15 protein-coding genes are annotated in these 16,151 nt (G+C 33.5%); 8 read left to right on the top strand and 7 right to left on the bottom strand.

The window, feature by feature from the left end:
• Nucleotide 1: 1 nt before the first annotated feature.
• From GQ47_RS10355 to GQ47_RS10345, 3 genes are all read right to left on the bottom strand, one after another.
• A complete protein-coding gene (locus tag GQ47_RS10355) occupies nucleotides 2-502 on the bottom strand; it encodes an RNA polymerase sigma factor (protein ID WP_035647964.1) in 501 nt (166 codons plus the stop codon).
• Between the two features lie 167 nt (nucleotides 503-669).
• Nucleotides 670-1,347, bottom strand: coding sequence for a CPBP family intramembrane glutamic endopeptidase (locus GQ47_RS22865; RefSeq protein ID WP_081909340.1), 678 nt, complete (start codon nucleotides 1,345-1,347; stop codon nucleotides 670-672).
• A gap of 182 nt (nucleotides 1,348-1,529) precedes the next feature.
• Nucleotides 1,530-2,366, bottom strand: a complete 837-nt coding sequence (locus GQ47_RS10345) for a DUF6929 family protein (RefSeq protein WP_035647962.1) — start codon at nucleotides 2,364-2,366, stop codon at nucleotides 1,530-1,532.
• Nucleotides 2,367-2,582: 216 nt separating this feature from the next.
• On the opposite strand from GQ47_RS10345, the gene GQ47_RS10340 reads away from it, so the two are divergent.
• The 3 genes from GQ47_RS10340 (at nucleotide 2,583) to GQ47_RS10330 (ending at nucleotide 6,981) form a co-directional block, all read left to right on the top strand.
• On the top strand, nucleotides 2,583-3,464 hold the full coding sequence (locus GQ47_RS10340) for a PPK2 family polyphosphate kinase (RefSeq protein ID WP_035647960.1): 882 nt from the start codon (nucleotides 2,583-2,585) through the stop codon (nucleotides 3,462-3,464).
• Nucleotides 3,465-3,655: 191 nt separating this feature from the next.
• Nucleotides 3,656-5,107: a PhoX family protein gene (locus GQ47_RS10335; protein ID WP_051951472.1), complete on the top strand. Its 1,452-nt coding sequence runs from the start codon at nucleotides 3,656-3,658 to the stop codon at nucleotides 5,105-5,107.
• Between the two features lie 98 nt (nucleotides 5,108-5,205).
• Nucleotides 5,206-6,981 (top strand): cytochrome-c peroxidase, encoded by a 1,776-nt coding sequence (locus GQ47_RS10330; RefSeq protein ID WP_035647958.1) that lies wholly within the window; start codon nucleotides 5,206-5,208, stop codon nucleotides 6,979-6,981.
• Between the two features lie 191 nt (nucleotides 6,982-7,172).
• Here GQ47_RS10330 and GQ47_RS10325 read toward each other — a convergent pair whose 3' ends face one another.
• Nucleotides 7,173-7,691, bottom strand: a complete 519-nt coding sequence (locus GQ47_RS10325; protein ID WP_035647955.1) for a hypothetical protein — start codon at nucleotides 7,689-7,691, stop codon at nucleotides 7,173-7,175.
• Between the two features lie 189 nt (nucleotides 7,692-7,880).
• On the opposite strand from GQ47_RS10325, the gene GQ47_RS10320 reads away from it, so the two are divergent.
• From GQ47_RS10320 to GQ47_RS10310, 3 genes are all read left to right on the top strand, one after another.
• Entirely contained in the window at nucleotides 7,881-9,266 is a 1,386-nt protein-coding gene (locus GQ47_RS10320; RefSeq protein WP_035648195.1) for an MATE family efflux transporter, read from the top strand.
• 81 nt (nucleotides 9,267-9,347) lie between these two features.
• Entirely contained in the window at nucleotides 9,348-9,575 is a 228-nt protein-coding gene (locus GQ47_RS10315; protein WP_026984926.1) for a hypothetical protein, read from the top strand.
• Nucleotides 9,576-9,632: 57 nt separating this feature from the next.
• On the top strand, nucleotides 9,633-11,564 hold the full coding sequence (locus tag GQ47_RS10310; protein ID WP_035647952.1) for an LTA synthase family protein: 1,932 nt from the start codon (nucleotides 9,633-9,635) through the stop codon (nucleotides 11,562-11,564).
• Nucleotides 11,565-11,712: 148 nt separating this feature from the next.
• Here GQ47_RS10310 and meaB read toward each other — a convergent pair whose 3' ends face one another.
• From meaB to GQ47_RS10295, 3 genes are all read right to left on the bottom strand, one after another.
• Complete coding sequence (meaB, locus tag GQ47_RS10305; protein ID WP_035647949.1) at nucleotides 11,713-12,807, bottom strand: methylmalonyl Co-A mutase-associated GTPase MeaB; 1,095 nt, start codon at nucleotides 12,805-12,807, stop codon at nucleotides 11,713-11,715.
• Nucleotides 12,808-13,052: 245 nt separating this feature from the next.
• Complete coding sequence (locus GQ47_RS10300; protein ID WP_035647946.1) at nucleotides 13,053-13,694, bottom strand: NAD(P)-dependent oxidoreductase; 642 nt, start codon at nucleotides 13,692-13,694, stop codon at nucleotides 13,053-13,055.
• Between the two features lie 57 nt (nucleotides 13,695-13,751).
• Nucleotides 13,752-14,159, bottom strand: coding sequence for an RrF2 family transcriptional regulator (locus GQ47_RS10295; protein WP_035647943.1), 408 nt, complete (start codon nucleotides 14,157-14,159; stop codon nucleotides 13,752-13,754).
• Between the two features lie 276 nt (nucleotides 14,160-14,435).
• Between GQ47_RS10295 and GQ47_RS10290 the strand changes: the two genes are divergently transcribed.
• Together GQ47_RS10290 and GQ47_RS10285 are read left to right on the top strand one after the other, a co-directional pair.
• On the top strand, nucleotides 14,436-15,347 hold the full coding sequence (locus GQ47_RS10290) for an AEC family transporter (protein WP_035647940.1): 912 nt from the start codon (nucleotides 14,436-14,438) through the stop codon (nucleotides 15,345-15,347).
• 112 nt (nucleotides 15,348-15,459) lie between these two features.
• Nucleotides 15,460-16,098 (top strand): peroxiredoxin, encoded by a 639-nt coding sequence (locus tag GQ47_RS10285; RefSeq protein WP_035647937.1) that lies wholly within the window; start codon nucleotides 15,460-15,462, stop codon nucleotides 16,096-16,098.
• Nucleotides 16,099-16,151: the final 53 nt, after the last annotated feature.

The raw sequence follows: 16,151 nt of genomic DNA, 5'->3' as shown, positions 1-16,151 counted from the left end.
ACTATTTTGCTTTTTGATAATACAATTTATTAACCAGATCTTTTAATTTGGTTTTGGCCGCATTCAATTGTGATTTTGAGGTGCCTTCAGAAATATTTAGCATTGCTGCTATTTCTTTGTGACCGAAACCTTCAATAACGAAAAGGTTGAAAACCGTTTTGCATCCATCCGGAATATGGTTTAATAAATTGAGTAAATCTTCCTCTTCTAACTCGCTCATTTCTTCTGTAAAAGGTTGCGAAAGCACTTTTACATCATCAAGATACATATTGAAATTAGTGTTCTTCCTGATGGTTGCCAAACAGTGATTAACGGTAATTTTTCTGGCCCAGGCTTCAAAAGCTTTGTCTTCTTTGAGCTGGTCTAATTTGGTAAATACGGTATAGAAAGCGTCGGCCAGAGCTTCTTCAATTTCTTCTTCTTTCTTGAGGTATCGTTTGCAAACGCGATACAATTTTGGAGCCATATGCTCATAAACCTGACGCTGGGCATCGCGGTTCATTTTTTTGCAGTTAGAAATTAGCGTTTCGTTTATCACAATGTTGGTCTTTATTTATAAAGAGAGCGAAATAGATAAAAAGGTTGGGACGAAGATGAAATAAATATAAAAATAATTTAAATTGTGTTGTAAACGGCTGTTTTTGTGGGTTTTATTTTTAGTTGGTTTTTTTATGTTTTTGCCATCAAAAGAAAAAGATCCCATAAAAAATGACAGATTATCAGAATTTTAATGTTTCTGTATTTTTCATACTGAATCGCAAATACGAGTCCGATAACAATTGGACCAATTACATTCAGCAATGTTCCATAACCAATATGCAGCAATCCAAACAGAACACTGGAAATAATAATAGCCAGAATTTTGTTTTTAAAAAGCAGTTCTAGCCTTGGCATTAAATAACCTCTGAAAATTAATTCCTCGGTAATTCCGGCAGTGACGCAAGTAAAAAAAAGTAAAATGTAACTCTTTTTAAAAAGTGCCAAAGCTTTTTGTAATACCGCACTTTCGCCTGTAATTTTAAATAACATTATTAAAAGTCCAGTAAAATATACCGCAATGAATAATTTTACAAAGGTTTTGAATAATGCCATTGCGAAATCAGGAAAAGAATATTCGATTTCCGGCCAAAGCAAAAAAGGTTGTTTTTCTATTTTTAAAGAATATAAGAAGAGCAACAATAATGAAATCCAAATTGCAAATCTCGAGATGTAAAATTGAACTTCATGACTGATTCCTATATTTTTGAATAACAAGGAAAAATAAATAGCCATAACCGGAAGAAGTACAGAAAGTATAATGCTGATAATTAGAGTTGGTTTCTTGGAAGAATTTGAAATGTTTAGCATTTATTTTGGTTGTAGGTTTTGGGGATTTAGTTTTTAGCTTGGATTTCAACTTTTCACAATCTTGTCATTTCGACGAAGGAGAAATCACACTAGTTAATCGTCATAGATTGGTGATTTTGATTATGGAATTTCTAGTGTGATTTCTCCTTCGTCGAAATGACATAAAATGAGATTAAAAAAAATTACTTAACCGGCAAAGTCAATTTAAAAATCTTAGTTTCTAAAACATCCGTATCATTATCTTCACAAAGCAAAAACTCAATTTTGTTATTTTCTTTTTTATAGAAAGTCAAACCTTCAAACTTATTGATTGAAGTTATTTTTTGAGTGAAATCAATTTTCATGGTTTTGACATCGATTCTTCCGATGAAACTTCCCAGAATTTCGCCGTCGTCGTAAGTTGATTTTGTGTCTTCAGCAGTTGAAAGAAAATAGATTTTGTCTTCGACTAAAATCGCATCGGTAAAACTGGAACGAACACCTTTTATTTTTGGAAGTTTATAATTGACAGAAATCAAAGCAAATTCTTGATCCAGTTTTTTTGCATGAATCGTAAAAATCGTGTTTTTGTTTGAAATTCCGTTGCCTCGGTTGAATAAATACCAGTTTTCGCCATCGAAAATTGCGCCTTCCAAATTGAAATCTTCTGGTTTTATTTCGCCAAAACTTTGCATTAAACCGTATATATCGACTAAATTATTCTTCTGTAAAACCTTTTTGTTTTTAAGGTCAAACTCAATCATTTTGTTTCGGTTTTCGGTGGAGCCGGAACCAAAAACATAAAGCGTATCGTTATGATTTGTTAAGGATTCGAAATCTGGTTTTAAGTTTTTCGGAATATTTTGCGTCGGATTGTCAATTAAAGGATGTTGGTTTAATTGCTGATTCTGCATATTGTATTCGTAAAGAAATCCGCTGTTGTCGCCAATAATATAAAGTGCATCATTGTTATAAAATAATCCTGATGCTGAACCGATTCCGATGATTTGAAATAATATTTCTAATGTGAATTTTTCCATGAAATTAAAATGTTGTTTTGAAAACCAATGCCTAGCCCTGATAGCAATGGAAATACTTTGAAAAGAAATTGCATTTTTTCCTGACAGAACAAAGCGACCAACGGAAGCTCTTGTTATGGCTTTGGAAAAAAGCAATTTATTGAAAAGTATTGCAATGTATAGCAGGAATGTGCTACGTAAAAATAGTATATTTATGATATAAAAAAATCAAAATATATGAAATCAATAGATCCGAAAGATTTTAAAGTTACAGATAAAATAAAACTAAGCAAGATTCCGACTTTATTAAATATTGATGCCGATGATGATGAAAAAGAAGAAAAACTGGATAAGGTTCAGGCAAAGTTGAGCAATTTGCAAGATGTAATGTATGCGCATAATAAATACGGAGTTTTAATTTGTTTGCAGGGAATGGATACTTCGGGAAAAGATAGTTTGATCAGGGAAGTTTTTAAAGAATTTAATCCGCGAGGAGTTGTGGTGCATAGTTTTAAAACACCAAATTCAACCGAATTGGAACACGATTATTTATGGCGTCATTATGTTGCCTTGCCGGAAAAAGGAAAGTTTGCGATTTTTAACAGAACGCATTATGAAAATGTGTTAGTAACGCGTGTGCATCCAGAATATATTTTGGGTGAGAATTTGCCGGGAATTAATTCGGTTGAAGATATTACGCCCGCTTTTTGGGAAAACAGAATTGAACAGATCAATAATTTTGAAAAGCATATTTCGCAAAACGGAACTATTGTAATGAAGTTTTACATGCATTTGAGCAAAGAGGAGCAAAGAGAACGTTTGTTGCGCCGCTTGGAGGAAGAAAAACACCATTGGAAATTTTCGCCAGGCGATTTAAAGGAACGCGAACATTGGGATGAATACCAAAAGTATTACGAAGAGGCAATTAATAAAACATCAACAGATTATGCTCCTTGGTATATTGTTCCCGCTGATGATAAAGAAATGGCGCGATATATTGTAGCCAAAATTATTTGGGAAGAAATGCAAAAACATACTGATATTAAAGAACCAGAACTGGATGAAAAAATAAAAGCCAATTTTGAGGCTTATAAAGCACAGTTAAAAAAAGAGTCTTAAAGTAAGGCTCTTTTTTTGTTTAAATGTTACTGAAAGTTTATGAGAATTTTGTATTACTAATTTATTGTTAAATTTTTTAGCAACAAATGTGTTTTGTGCTAAAAGTCTTGTTTTTTTGATAATATAGAAGTCATTTTTAGTTAAAATGCTAGGATTTACTTTGTAAAAAAATAAAAAACCAATTTTAGCTTATGAAACGAATCATTCTACCTTTAATTATTTTAGGGTCGGTACTTACATCATGTAATAACGATTCTAAAGATGAAACCGAACCAACAAGTGTTGTCTTGAAAGACCAGTCTGTAACGCCAAGTTTATTGAAAGCGCAGGCAGGATTTGAAAATTTAAAAATTTATTCTCTTTTTAGCTCAGATGATGTTTTTCCAGATAGCCCAAACTTTGTTTTTGGTGGTTCTGCGGATGGTTCTGGTTTATTGAAAAATACAGATGGAACTTTTACTTTTTTAGTAAATAACGAAGATAACTTTGCCGTTTCAAGAATTACGCTTGATAAAACATTCAAGCCTACAAAAGGAGAATATTTGTTGAATTCTAGCGGAGGAACCTGGAGATTATGCGGTGCAACTATGGCAACTCAGGCAGAACACGGTTTTGGGCCGGTTTATTTGACTTGTGGAGAATCTGGTGAAGAATCTCGTACACATGCATTAAACCCTTATGGAGATGTAGGTTCTGCATCTGTATCTAAAGAATTATCAGGTTTTGGACGTTTAAGTGCTGAGAATGCTTTGCCATTGCGTTCTAGCGCATACAGCGGTAAAACAGTTGTAGTAATTGGCGATGACGATTCTGGAACTTATGGAGGTCAGGTTTTTATGTATGTATCAAATACTGTTGGTGATTTAACAAATGGTTCTTTATACATGCTTAAAAGAAATGATGATAACCAAAGAGAGAAAGACATGGAAGTTAGCAAAACCTATCCAGTTTCTTTTGTAAAAATCGATAACCATACAACGCTTACTGGTGCACAAATTAATGCTGCAGTAAATACTTTAAAAGGAATAAAATTTGGACGAGTTGAGGATTTGGATTACCGTAAAGGTGGAAGCAGTGCAGATCGTGAATTGTACTTTAACGTAACCGGACAAGCAACAACCGGAACAAATGCTGATGGTTCAAGAACGAAATACGGAAGAGTTTACAGACTTAATCTTGATGCTGCTGACCCATTAAAAGGAACTTTGGAAGTTATTCTTGACGGAGACAATAGAAGCGGAATTGCAGGTAAATTCCAAAATCCAGATAATATCTGTGTAACTAAAAATTACGTTTATGTTCAGGAAGATGCAAACGGATATGGTGACGAAACTCACGATGCTTACATCTATCAATACAACATTGCTACAAAAGATTTAAAAGTTGTAGTTGAATTAGATCACCGTCGTACTGCAACAGATGCTGCAAAATATAATGTTGGTGGAACTTCTAAATTTGGAGATTGGGAATACGGTGCTTTGATCGATGTTTCGGAGCAAGTTGGTATTGCTGATACTTTTATGTTAAGCGTTCAGCCACATACTTGGACAGGTGCAAAATACAAAGGAGTTGATGGCGGAACTAACCGTCCGAATGAACAACAAGCAAGTCAAATTGTAGTTATTAAAGGTTTAGCGAGATAAATTTTTTAAGTCATTATAAAACAGTAATCCACTATCTCGATTTTGAGGTAGTGGTTTCTGTTTTTCTAAATATTCTTCTTTTTAATTCTCATAAAATCATGAAAAAAATATATTGTTTGTTGTTTGTGATGGCTTTTGTTTCCTGTCAAAAAAAGAGCAAACATCAAGAAATAAATGAATTATTTCAGAAAGATATTACTTCATTAATTGAAAAAGTTGCAAAGCTGAAATATTCAGTGCAGGAAGATTCGACTGAAGTACAAATTCAGAGGCAGTTCCTGGAAGCGCACGAAAGTTATAAAAAGGTCGAAATGATAAGTGAGTATTATTCGCCAGCAGTTTCGAAATCAATTAACGGTCCGGCAATACCTGAATTTGAAGAAAATGATAAAGTGACCGTTCAGCCCGAAGGATTTCAGGTTATCGAAGAATTGGTTTTTCCGAAATACAACAAAGCCAATAAAAAAGAATTAATTCAGGAATTGGGTGTTTTATCTGCAAATTTAATTCGGCTGGAAAAAGTTTCAAGTTCCAATGAATTGACTGATGCTCATGTTTTTGATGCCATGCGATTAGAAGTGTACCGAATTATAACTTTAGGAATAACAGGTTTTGATTCGCCAGTCGTTTTGAATTCACTTCCCGAAGCGTTAGTATCTTTAGAAACAATTGAAAAATATTATCGTATTTATCTTCAGAATCAGTCGGTTTCAAATTCCAAACAAGTACTTCAGGTTTTAGAAAAAGGAAAAAAATATCTAAAAGCAAATACCAATTTTAATGCTTTTGATCGTGCTTATTTTATCAATGAAATTTTAAATCCGTTAAGCAGAGGACTTTTTAAAACGCAATCTGAATTAGGAATTTCGTTAATGAAGGAACAGCGCGGATTAAAAGTTACAGCTCAGACGTTATTTGATAAAGATGCCTTTGATCCAGAAGCTTTCTCTGGTTTTCCCGATTACAAAACAACACCAGAAAAAATTGAATTAGGGAAAAAGTTATTCAATGATCCCATTTTATCTGGAAACAACACACGTTCTTGTGCTTCATGCCATCATGCAGATAAAGCATTTACTGACGGATTGGAAAGAGCAGTTTCATTAGACGGAAAATCAATGATTCAGCGTAATACGCCAACACTTTCAAACATCGCTTTTCAGCGCGTATTTTTCGCAGATTCGAGAGTGAGTTATCTCGAAGATCAAGCCGTTGCGGTTATTAAAAATGAAAACGAAATGCATGGCTCTTTGGAAAAATCGGCTTTGGCGATTCAGAAAAATGTTCAATATGTGCAGTCTTTCAAAAAGGCTTTTCCAAAAGGAGAAATAAATGAATTTGCAATAAAAAATGCTTTAGGATCTTATATACGTTCGTTAAGTAAATACGATTCTAAATTTGATCGTTATATGCAAAACAAAACAAATTTTACAGCTGATGAAAAAGCAGGTTTCAATTTATTTGCCGGAAAAGCCAAATGTGCTACATGTCATTTTATTCCGCTAACAAATGGTACCGTGCCGCCAAATTTTGACCGATCTGAAAGTGAAATTTTAGGTGTTCCTGATAAAAATAAAAAACTTGATGGTGACTTAGGCAAATTTGTTATAACGCAGGCGGCGATTCATAAACATTCTTTTAAAACGCCAACAATCAGAAATATTGAACTCACAGCGCCGTACATGCACAATGGTGTTTATAAAACTTTAGAAGAAGTTATCGATTTTTATAATGAAGGCGGAGGTTTAGGAAAAGGTTTTGATGTTCCAAATCAGACATTGCCAGAAGATAAATTGAACTTATCTGATCAAGAGAAAAAACAATTGATTGCTTTTATGAAAACACTGACGGATAAAAAATATTCTAGTAATTAGATAATGTGCCAATTTGATAATTTGATAATTTTTCAATGTTAAATTTATAAGAAACCCGACAGTTCCGAAGCTTCGAGACTGTCGGGTTTCTTTTTTTAGGAAATTTGAAAGCATATAAAACACCAAACCCGGCAGACTGTGCAATCTGCCGGGTTCATACCAAAAACAAAAAATAAATTAAACCTTAACTTTTATAAGTCAAAACCATAAGCAACACGCAATGCTACCTGATTGGTTCTGAAATCATGATAATCTTCGTAACGTACGCTCAAATCAATGTATTTGTTTGCGTATCCAATTCCTGGTGCCCATAAAAAAGTGGTTTGATCATAACCGTTTGTTACTGCAAAACCGGCACCGATTTCACCTAAAACATAAAATTGATCTTCCCAAACAAAGGCTTTAAAACCTGCTTTTGCAGGAATAAATCCAAGATCTTTTACGTTATTTCCAAGTTCATCTTTTCCCATAAATAAATTGGTAAATCCCGTTGTTAGTGTCAGCGATGTTCTTTTTGACAAATCATATTGTAAACGAACATCTCCGCCAAGTGACCAGTCGTAATCGTTATCTGTTGGAATTCCTCCGTTGATCCCGAATCCTAATCTAAATCCCTGATCGTAATTTGTTGCTGCGCTGTCTTGTGCGAAGGCAGTGTTGGCGAATAAAAATGCAAAAGCAGCTAGGCATAACATTTGTACTTTTCTCATGGCTTATATATTTGAATTATTAATAATGTAAAAGTATAATCAAGGGCTTTGGAGCTTGTTATATAATTTTTAAAAATCGTTACATAATATTAGGGTGTGCTTAATTTTGCCTTAAAAATGGGATATCTTTTTATTGATAGGATAGAATTCCAAGCTTCTGACTATCTTTGCCGACAAAATAAAATAGAAGTGAATTTAAAGCAGTACACAAAAGAGTTTTCGTATAATTTAAAACTGGCATACCCTGTAATTTTGGGAATGGTCGGGCATACTTTAATAGGTATGGTCGATAATATTATGGTAGGTAAAATTGGAGCTACTGAATTAGCAGCAGTTTCATTAGGAAATACGATGATTTTTGTGGCAATGTCAATAGGAATTGGTTTTTCGACAGCCATTACGCCAATTGTAGCCGAAGGTGATGCCGAGAAAAATGATGTCAAAATTCGTTCTGCATTTCATCATGGTTTATTTTTATGCGCCATCTTAGGATTGTTTCTTTTTGGGATAATTGTTTTGGCAAAGCCAATAATGGAAATGCTGGATCAACCTGCTGATGTAATTAAATTGGCAAAACCTTATTTAGATTGGGTTGCTTTTTCACTAATTCCTTTAATAGTTTACCAAGGTTATAAGCAATTTGCCGACGGATTGTCACTTACAAAATATTCGATGTATGCAATGGTTATGGCTAATGTGCTTCACGTTGGAATCAATTATATGTTGATTTACGGAATTTGGATTTTTCCTAAAATGGGAATTATTGGTGCCGCTCTTGGAACTGTAATTTCAAGAATATTTCTCGTAATGTTTATGCATATCATGCTTTCCAGACGAAATGACTTAAAACGTTTTTTCAAGGATTTCAGTTTTAGCGAAATAAAAAAAGCAACCATAAAAAAAATAATCAGTATTGGTTTTCCATCTGCAATGCAAATGCTTTTTGAAGTAGTTTTATTTTCTGCTTCAGTTTGGCTTTGTGGTAATATTGGAAAAACAAGCCAGGCAGCCAATCAAATTGCTTTGAGCCTGGCGTCGATGACTTTTATGTTTGCCATGGGGTTAAGTGTGACTTCGATGATCAGAGTTAGTAACCAAAGAGGTTTAATGGATTATAAAAAACTGGTTGTTGTAGCAAGATCTATTTTCCTTTTGGCAATTATACTCGAAACTGTTTTTGCAATTTTGTTTATCGCTTTTCACGAATATCTGCCATACATCTTTTTAAATATGGAAAATACCGGACAGGTTCTGGATAATAGCGAAGTAATAAGCATTGCATCAAAATTGCTTTTAATTGCCGCGGTTTTTCAAATTTCTGACGGAATTCAGGTTGTGGTCCTTGGGGCTTTGCGTGGTTTGCAGGATGTAAAAATCCCTATGTACATCACTTTTATGGCCTATTGGGTTATTGGTTTTCCAATTTCATATTATTTAGGAGAACATACAGAACTGAAAGCGCAGGGAGTTTGGATTGGACTTCTGGCGGGTTTAACAACAGCAGCAATTTTTCTGTACATTCGCTTCCACTACTTAACAAAGAGATTAATCATTAATTCAGATTCAAATAATTAAATTTGATAAAAGATAAATCACAGATTGTATTTTTTTTATAAATCTGTAAAAAATAATAACAAATACTAAAAAATAAATATAATGGAATTACCTAAATTTTTACTTGGAGACAATACTGATTTTCCGGATGATATTTTCATCATTCATCTAGATTATCCTCGATTTATTATCAATTTAAAAGATGATGAGGTTGAATTTTTAGAAGAAGCTGAGGATCTTGATGAAGCTGAATTAAATGCCGAAATGGAAGGCTTGATCGAGAAAGCAAATGATTTTTACGACAGAGAAATTAATCGTTACGAAGAGTAGTAGAGACGCACCGCAGTGCGTCTTAAATTGTGCAACTGTCTAAAATAAAATCGTTCAATGAAAAAATTAAGTTACTTAAAACCCATTTTTAACTTTATAGCAATCGGATTGCTGATTACTACTTTAAGCCGTCTTGTTTTATTTTTTATTTTTAAAGATAGAGTAGTCGAAACGCCAAATTTCTGGTATATTTTCCCAATCGGTCTGCGAATGGATATGATATTGCTTTGTTATTTATCATTTCTTCCGGCTGCCCTTATTACTTTTATTCCAAATAAAGGAATAAAGTTCACCAACAAATTTTTGGTATTTTATAATTTCTTGTTTCTCTTTCTGATACTTTTTGTTGAATTGGCTTCACCTGATTTTGTAAAACAATACGATACACGTCCGAATAAAATTTTCTTAGATTATCTAATCTACCCGAAAGAGGTTGTTGGAATGCTTTTGAAAAGTTATCTAACTTCAATTATTGTTTCTTTCCTGATTTTGGGAGCCGTGCTTTATTTTGCTATTAAAAAAGGGAAAAAATATTTTCATACTTCAAGTACAGATTATAAATTCAAATTGATGGTTTTTCCATTATTGGCTTTTTTATTGTTTTTTGGTGCGCGTTCAAGTCTAACTTCAAAACGACCAATTAATGCCAGTAATGCTGTTTTTTCTACCGATCAGTTAACAAATACTTTAGGTTTAAATTCTTTTTACACTGTTGCTTTTGCTGCTTATTCGATTAAAAATGAAGCAAACACGAAAATGTACGGTAAAATGGATGAAGCCGAAGCAATTGCTCGTGTGAAAAAATACATGATTGCAGGTCCAAACGATTTTACCGATGCTGAAATTCCGTTTCTTCACGTACAACAACCAGATTCAGTGAGACAAAAACCCTATAATTTGGTGATTTTTCTTCAGGAAAGTTTAGGTGCTGAATATGTTGGAATTTTAGGAGGAAAGCCTTTGACTCCAGAATTTGATAAGTTGTCAAAAGAAGGAACATTATTCACCAATTTGTACTGCACAGGAACCAGAAGCGTGCGTGGAATTGAAGCAGTTGTAACAGGGTTTTTACCTTCGCCTTCTGAAAGTGTTGTCAGACTTGGAAATTCTCAACAAGGATTTTTTACACTTGCCGATGCTTTAAAACAAAAAGGATATGACACGAGTTTCATTTATGGTGGAATGGCCAATTTTGACAATATGGCTTCGTTTTTCAACGGAAATGGTTTCAGTGATATCGTAGATCAAACGGATTTTGAATCAGACGGAAATAAATATGCTTTCAAAGGAACTTGGGGCTATTCTGATGAAGATTTGGTTACTAAAGCGAATCAATATTTCAAGTCAAAAGGAAACAAACCATTTTTCTCTTTGATGTTCTCAACTTCAAATCACGAACCTTTTGAATATCCTGCAGGAAGAATAAAACCTTACGATAAAAAACCGGCAACGGTTAATAATGCCATGAAATATGCCGATTTTTCAATTGGAAAATTCTTCGAAATGGCTAAAAAAGAAGCGTATTTTAAAAACACAATTTTCATCGTAATTGCGGATCATAATACAAGAACGTACGGAAAAAATTTAGTGCCAATTAATAAATTCCATATTCCGGCATTTATTATGGGACCTGGAGTTGCAAAAGGAGCAGTTTATGACAGATTAGCTAGTCAGATTGATATTCCGCCTACATTATTAGGTTATTTAGGAATTCCGTTTGAAACGCCAATGGTTGGAAGAAACCTGACTAAGTTAGGTCAAAAAGTACAAGGAAGATCAATTATGCAGTTTAATGATATCAATGCATTTAGAGTAGAAAATCAGGTTGTAATCATGCAACCAAATTTGAAACCGCTACAATTTGAAATCAAAAACGACACCACTTTAATTCCTGTAAAGTTAAATGAAGATTTAGCAAAAGATGCTTTAGCACACGTAATTACAGCAGGAAATTTATATAAAGAAAGTAAATATAAACTTAGGCGCTAAGATTCTAAGATGCTAAGGTTCTAAGTTTTTAATTTAGTGACTTATTTTGCTTGTCACTTTGAGCGAAGTCGAAATGCTTTGTATATTCTCGATTTAGCTCTATGACGATATCGAGAAAAAAAACTTAGAACCTTAGTATCTTAGTCACTTAGCGGCTTTTAGAAAAATAAAATTTTAATAACTCAGAAGCAGCTGCAAAAGGTGAAATTTCATCATTTTGCACTGCTTTTTTATTTTGTTCTAAAAGCGAAATAATTTCTGGTTGATTATAGAAATGTGATTTTAATTGTTCATTGATGGTTTCCATCATCCAAAACTGATTTTGTTCATGTCGTTTTTCCTGAAAGAATCCCGTTTCCTTAGTCATTTCAAAATAATCAGAAATAGTATTCCAGATTTCCGAAATACCTTCTTTTGTAATTGCACTGCAAGTGGTAACTTTTGGTTGCCAGTTTGATTTTTTTGGTGGAAATAAATGCAAAGCACGATTGAATTCTAATTTTGCCTGATTGGCTTTTTTGATATTATCTCCATCGGCTTTATTGATTACGATGGCGTCAGCCATTTCCATAATACCGCGTTTGATACCCTGAAGTTCGTCACCAGCACCGGAAATTTTTAACAAAAGAAAAAAGTCAACCATACTGTGAACTGCAGTTTCGCTTTGCCCAACACCAACAGTTTCGATAATTATGGTGTCAAAACCTGCTGCTTCGCATAAAATGATTGCTTCACGGGTTTTGCGCGCCACACCGCCTAGATTTTCTCCAGAAGCACTCGGTCTGATAAAAGCATTTTCATCTTTTACCAATTCCTCCATTCTGGTTTTATCGCCCAAAATACTTCCGTGCGAAATTGAACTGCTTGGATCAACTGCCAAAACAGCCACTTTTTTTCCTAATTGCGTAAGATAGGTCCCAAAAGCTTCGATAAAAGTACTTTTTCCAACTCCGGGAACACCCGTAATTCCAATTCGAACCGATTTATTGGCGTGAGACAAACAGCCATTTATAATTTGGTTTGCTTTTTCTGCATGTTCAGAATTGGTGCTTTCTATAAGTGTAATTGCACGGCTTAGAGAAGTTCTGTTTCCTGAAAGTATTCCTGAAATTAATTCTTCAGCAGTTGGTTGTTGTCTGCGTTTGTTTTTAATTAGATTTATAGCTGAAACATTGGTGATTTCAGGAGATGAAATTCCAGCTTTTTCAGTTAAACTGCTCGACTGTTTCTTTAAACTTGACAAAATACTTTTTTAGTATTGTAAAAGTACTGAAAACAAAAACAGTTTCAAAAAGTTAGTTTGCCACGAATTTACGAATTTCTTTCAACTTTTTTTTGTCATCCTGAGCGAAGTCGGAGGATACGCTAGATACTCCACAATCAAAATTGAAAATTTTTGTCGAGCTAAATTCGTGTCCTTCGACTTCATTCAGGATGATATAGAGAATTTATAAAAAAGAATTCGTGAATTCGTGGCGAAAAAAAAAATTAGTAACCTGCAGTAAATCGAACTTGGTGATGTTTTGCATTTTCAGTTTCATCAGCAATAGCAACTGCTAAATCTTCTACAGATAAAATACTTCTTTGCTCGTCGTTGAAAACTGGATTTTCTAAACCTAAACGGTATTTTCCAGTTCTTCCTGTTGTAATTCCCTGATGCATTTCAAGAGCAGGACTAAAAAATGCCCAATCTAATTCTTTTTCCTCTTTAATAACATTCAGATAATCTCTTGCAGCAGAAGCTGCTGTATAATATTCTTTCGGGAACTCTGGAGTATCAACTGCCTGCACGCCTGGCGCTACATATAAACTTCCGGCTCCTCCAATTGTGATAAAACGTTTTACACCTGATTTTTTTGCAGCTTCTTGAATCGATTTTGATCCGTTTTCGAAATCAGAGGCATAGTTTGGATTTGTCCAACCTGGATTATAAGCGTTAATGATAACATCATGTCCTTTTAAAATTTCTGCTAAAGCATCAGCATTAAAAATATCTGCGGCAACCCAAGTTGCGTTGGCAGTATCTTTTGGAGTTCTTGCAATTGCTGTAATTTCATGTTTTCTGTCTGACAATTCGTTTAAAATTGCTGAGCCAACAAATCCTGTTGCTCCAATAAGTGCGATTTTCATAATATATAAATTTATTTAGTAATAAAAATTGTTACAGTTTAAAATAAAAAAATACTTTTAAAACTGATTCGAAAAATCTTCTAATGAAATTTTTTCCAGTTGCGCACTAACTTTTTGATTCATTTCTTTATATAAAGCATCCAAATTCTGATTGATTTTTTTTCCAACAGGACAATCAGGGTTTGGCTGATTTTTTGCATAACCTAAGCCAATAGTTTCAAAAGTCATTTCGAAAATTTCTTTTAGAGTCAGTTTAGCAGCGTCTACTGACAGTTTTGTACCGCCATTTTTGCCTTCTTTGCTTTCTACAATATGATGTGCTTTTAGGTTTGCAATTTCTTTTCGAACCAAAACAGGGTTGAGGTTCATGCTTCCTGCAATATATTCCGATGATAAATAATCATTTGGAAATTTATTGAGCAAAGTAAGAATGTGAATCGTTATAGCAAATTTACCTGAAAGCATACTGTAATAAAATATGTTACAAATATAGTGAGTTTTTCAATACGAAAATAAATTTTAACTAACTTTTTGGTATTTAGTAGTTAGTGAATAGTAATTAGTGAAAAGTAATTAGTGAAAAGTGATTAGTGAAAAGTGATTAGCGAATTACTCTTGTCAAAGTGTTATAAGTGTAACAAAAGTAAATAAGTAGTTGCTATTCGTTCGAAAAGCTAATTACTAATCACTTTTCACTAATCACTAAAATATAAATAACTATTTTTGTCTCGATCTTATGATATGAACAACTTTCTTCTAATATTTTTATTTCTTTCGTTGGGCTTGATTTTACAACACGTAAAACAGTTTCCTACTCATATTTATAAGACACTTAATAAGATTGTCATCTATTTTTGTCTTCCTGCAATTACTTTATATCATATTCCAAAAATAAAATGGAGTAGTGAATTGCTATTTCCAATAGGAGCCGGGTGGATTACTTATATCTTGGCTTTTATTTTTTTTCATTTTTTAGGAAGAAAAAATGGTTGGTCGAATAAACTGATTGGATGTTTGATTTTAACCGCAGGGTTAAGCAACAGTTCTTTTCTTGGATATCCAATTATTGAAGCTTTATTTGGGAAAAAAGGCTTGGAAACTGCCGTTTTGGTAGATCAGCCAGGAACTTTTGTAGTAGTTTCAACACTTGGTGTTTTTACAGCGGCATTTTATTCTAAAGGAAGTCCTAATGCTTTAGGGATTTTTAAAAAGATTATTTTGTTTCCGCCTTTTTTAATGTTTGTTTTGGCGTGCCTGATGAATATTTTTGATTATAATTTAAATGAAAATTTTCAAGCGGTATTGCTGAAAATTGGAAGTTTGGTGACGCCTTTGGCTTTGCTTTCTGTTGGTTTGCAATTGACTTTTGATCGAAAAAGCCAGCATTGGAAATTTTTACGACTTGGACTTTTCTTTAAATTGCTTTTAGTTCCTTTTATCATTTTTGTGCTGTATGTGTTTATTTTCAATCAGCATTCTGAGGTTATAAAAATTACTTTGATGGAAACTGCAATGGCGCCAATGATTACGGGCGCAATCTTAGCTTCAACTTACGGATTAAAACCAAAATTAAGCAGTATGATGATTGGTTTTGGAATCCCAATTTCCTTTGTAACTCTTGCTTTTTGGTATTTCATTCTTAGTTTTATTTAAGAATAAAATACTAATTATATAGAGAAAATAGAATTTTAACTTTTTTTAAGATTTTAGATGTTTTCTCTACGAATTTTTTAGTTAATTTTAGAGGAACTAAAAAATATAAATTATGTCAACATTAAGATTAGGCGATATAGCTCCAGATTTTCATGCAGAAACCACACAAGGACCAATCAATTTTCACGAATACTTGGGAGATTCATGGGGTGTTTTATTTTCGCATCCTGCCGATTTTACTCCGGTTTGTACCACTGAATTGGGAACAGTAGCAAACTATCTTCCGGAATTTACTAAAAGAAATACGAAAGTTATTGCTTTGAGTGTAGACGGCCTGGAATCACATAAAGAGTGGATTAAGGACATCAACGAAACTCAAAATACAGAAGTCAATTTTCCAATTATTGCCGATGAAGATAAAAGAATAGCAACTTTATATGATATGCTTCACCCAAATGCCAGCGATAAATTCACAGTACGTTCTGTTTTCGTAATTGGTGCCGATAAAAAAATCAAATTGACTTTGACTTATCCAGCTTCAACAGGAAGAAATTTTGACGAATTGCTTCGTGTTATTGACAGTTTGCAATTAACTGCAAATTATAGTGTTGCAACTCCTGCAAACTGGAAAGATGGTGAAGATGTTGTCATCGCACCAGCAATTCCGGACAGCGATATCCCTGCAAAATTTCCAAAAGGACACACACCAATTAAACCTTATTTAAGATTGACGCCACAGCCAAATAAGTAATTAAGGTTCTAAGATACTAAGGCGCTAAGATGCTAAGATTTTTATTTGAAAAC

This window comes from Flavobacterium sp. ASV13 (assembly GCF_000745775.1).
Taxonomy (GTDB): domain Bacteria; phylum Bacteroidota; class Bacteroidia; order Flavobacteriales; family Flavobacteriaceae; genus Flavobacterium.
This window is presented reverse-complemented; position numbering and strand designations above follow the sequence as displayed.

Excerpts from the sequence above, each read along its gene's own strand:
- GQ47_RS10285 (WP_035647937.1), top strand. The coding sequence starts at position 15,460 with ATGTCAACATTAAGATTAGGCGATATAGCTCCAGATTTTCATGCAGAA.
- GQ47_RS10310 (WP_035647952.1), top strand. The coding sequence starts at position 9,633 with ATGAAAAAATTAAGTTACTTAAAACCCATTTTTAACTTTATAGCAATC.
- GQ47_RS10330 (WP_035647958.1), top strand. The coding sequence starts at position 5,206 with ATGAAAAAAATATATTGTTTGTTGTTTGTGATGGCTTTTGTTTCCTGT.
- GQ47_RS10300 (WP_035647946.1), bottom strand. The coding sequence starts at position 13,694 with ATGAAAATCGCACTTATTGGAGCAACAGGATTTGTTGGCTCAGCAATT.
- GQ47_RS22865 (WP_081909340.1), bottom strand. The coding sequence starts at position 1,347 with ATGCTAAACATTTCAAATTCTTCCAAGAAACCAACTCTAATTATCAGC.
- GQ47_RS10355 (WP_035647964.1), bottom strand. The coding sequence starts at position 502 with ATGAACCGCGATGCCCAGCGTCAGGTTTATGAGCATATGGCTCCAAAA.
- GQ47_RS10335 (WP_051951472.1), top strand. The coding sequence starts at position 3,656 with ATGAAACGAATCATTCTACCTTTAATTATTTTAGGGTCGGTACTTACA.
- GQ47_RS10325 (WP_035647955.1), bottom strand. The coding sequence starts at position 7,691 with ATGAGAAAAGTACAAATGTTATGCCTAGCTGCTTTTGCATTTTTATTC.
- GQ47_RS10315 (WP_026984926.1), top strand. The coding sequence starts at position 9,348 with ATGGAATTACCTAAATTTTTACTTGGAGACAATACTGATTTTCCGGAT.
- GQ47_RS10290 (WP_035647940.1), top strand. The coding sequence starts at position 14,436 with ATGAACAACTTTCTTCTAATATTTTTATTTCTTTCGTTGGGCTTGATT.
- GQ47_RS10340 (WP_035647960.1), top strand. The coding sequence starts at position 2,583 with ATGAAATCAATAGATCCGAAAGATTTTAAAGTTACAGATAAAATAAAA.
- GQ47_RS10295 (WP_035647943.1), bottom strand. The coding sequence starts at position 14,159 with ATGCTTTCAGGTAAATTTGCTATAACGATTCACATTCTTACTTTGCTC.
- GQ47_RS10345 (WP_035647962.1), bottom strand. The coding sequence starts at position 2,366 with ATGGAAAAATTCACATTAGAAATATTATTTCAAATCATCGGAATCGGT.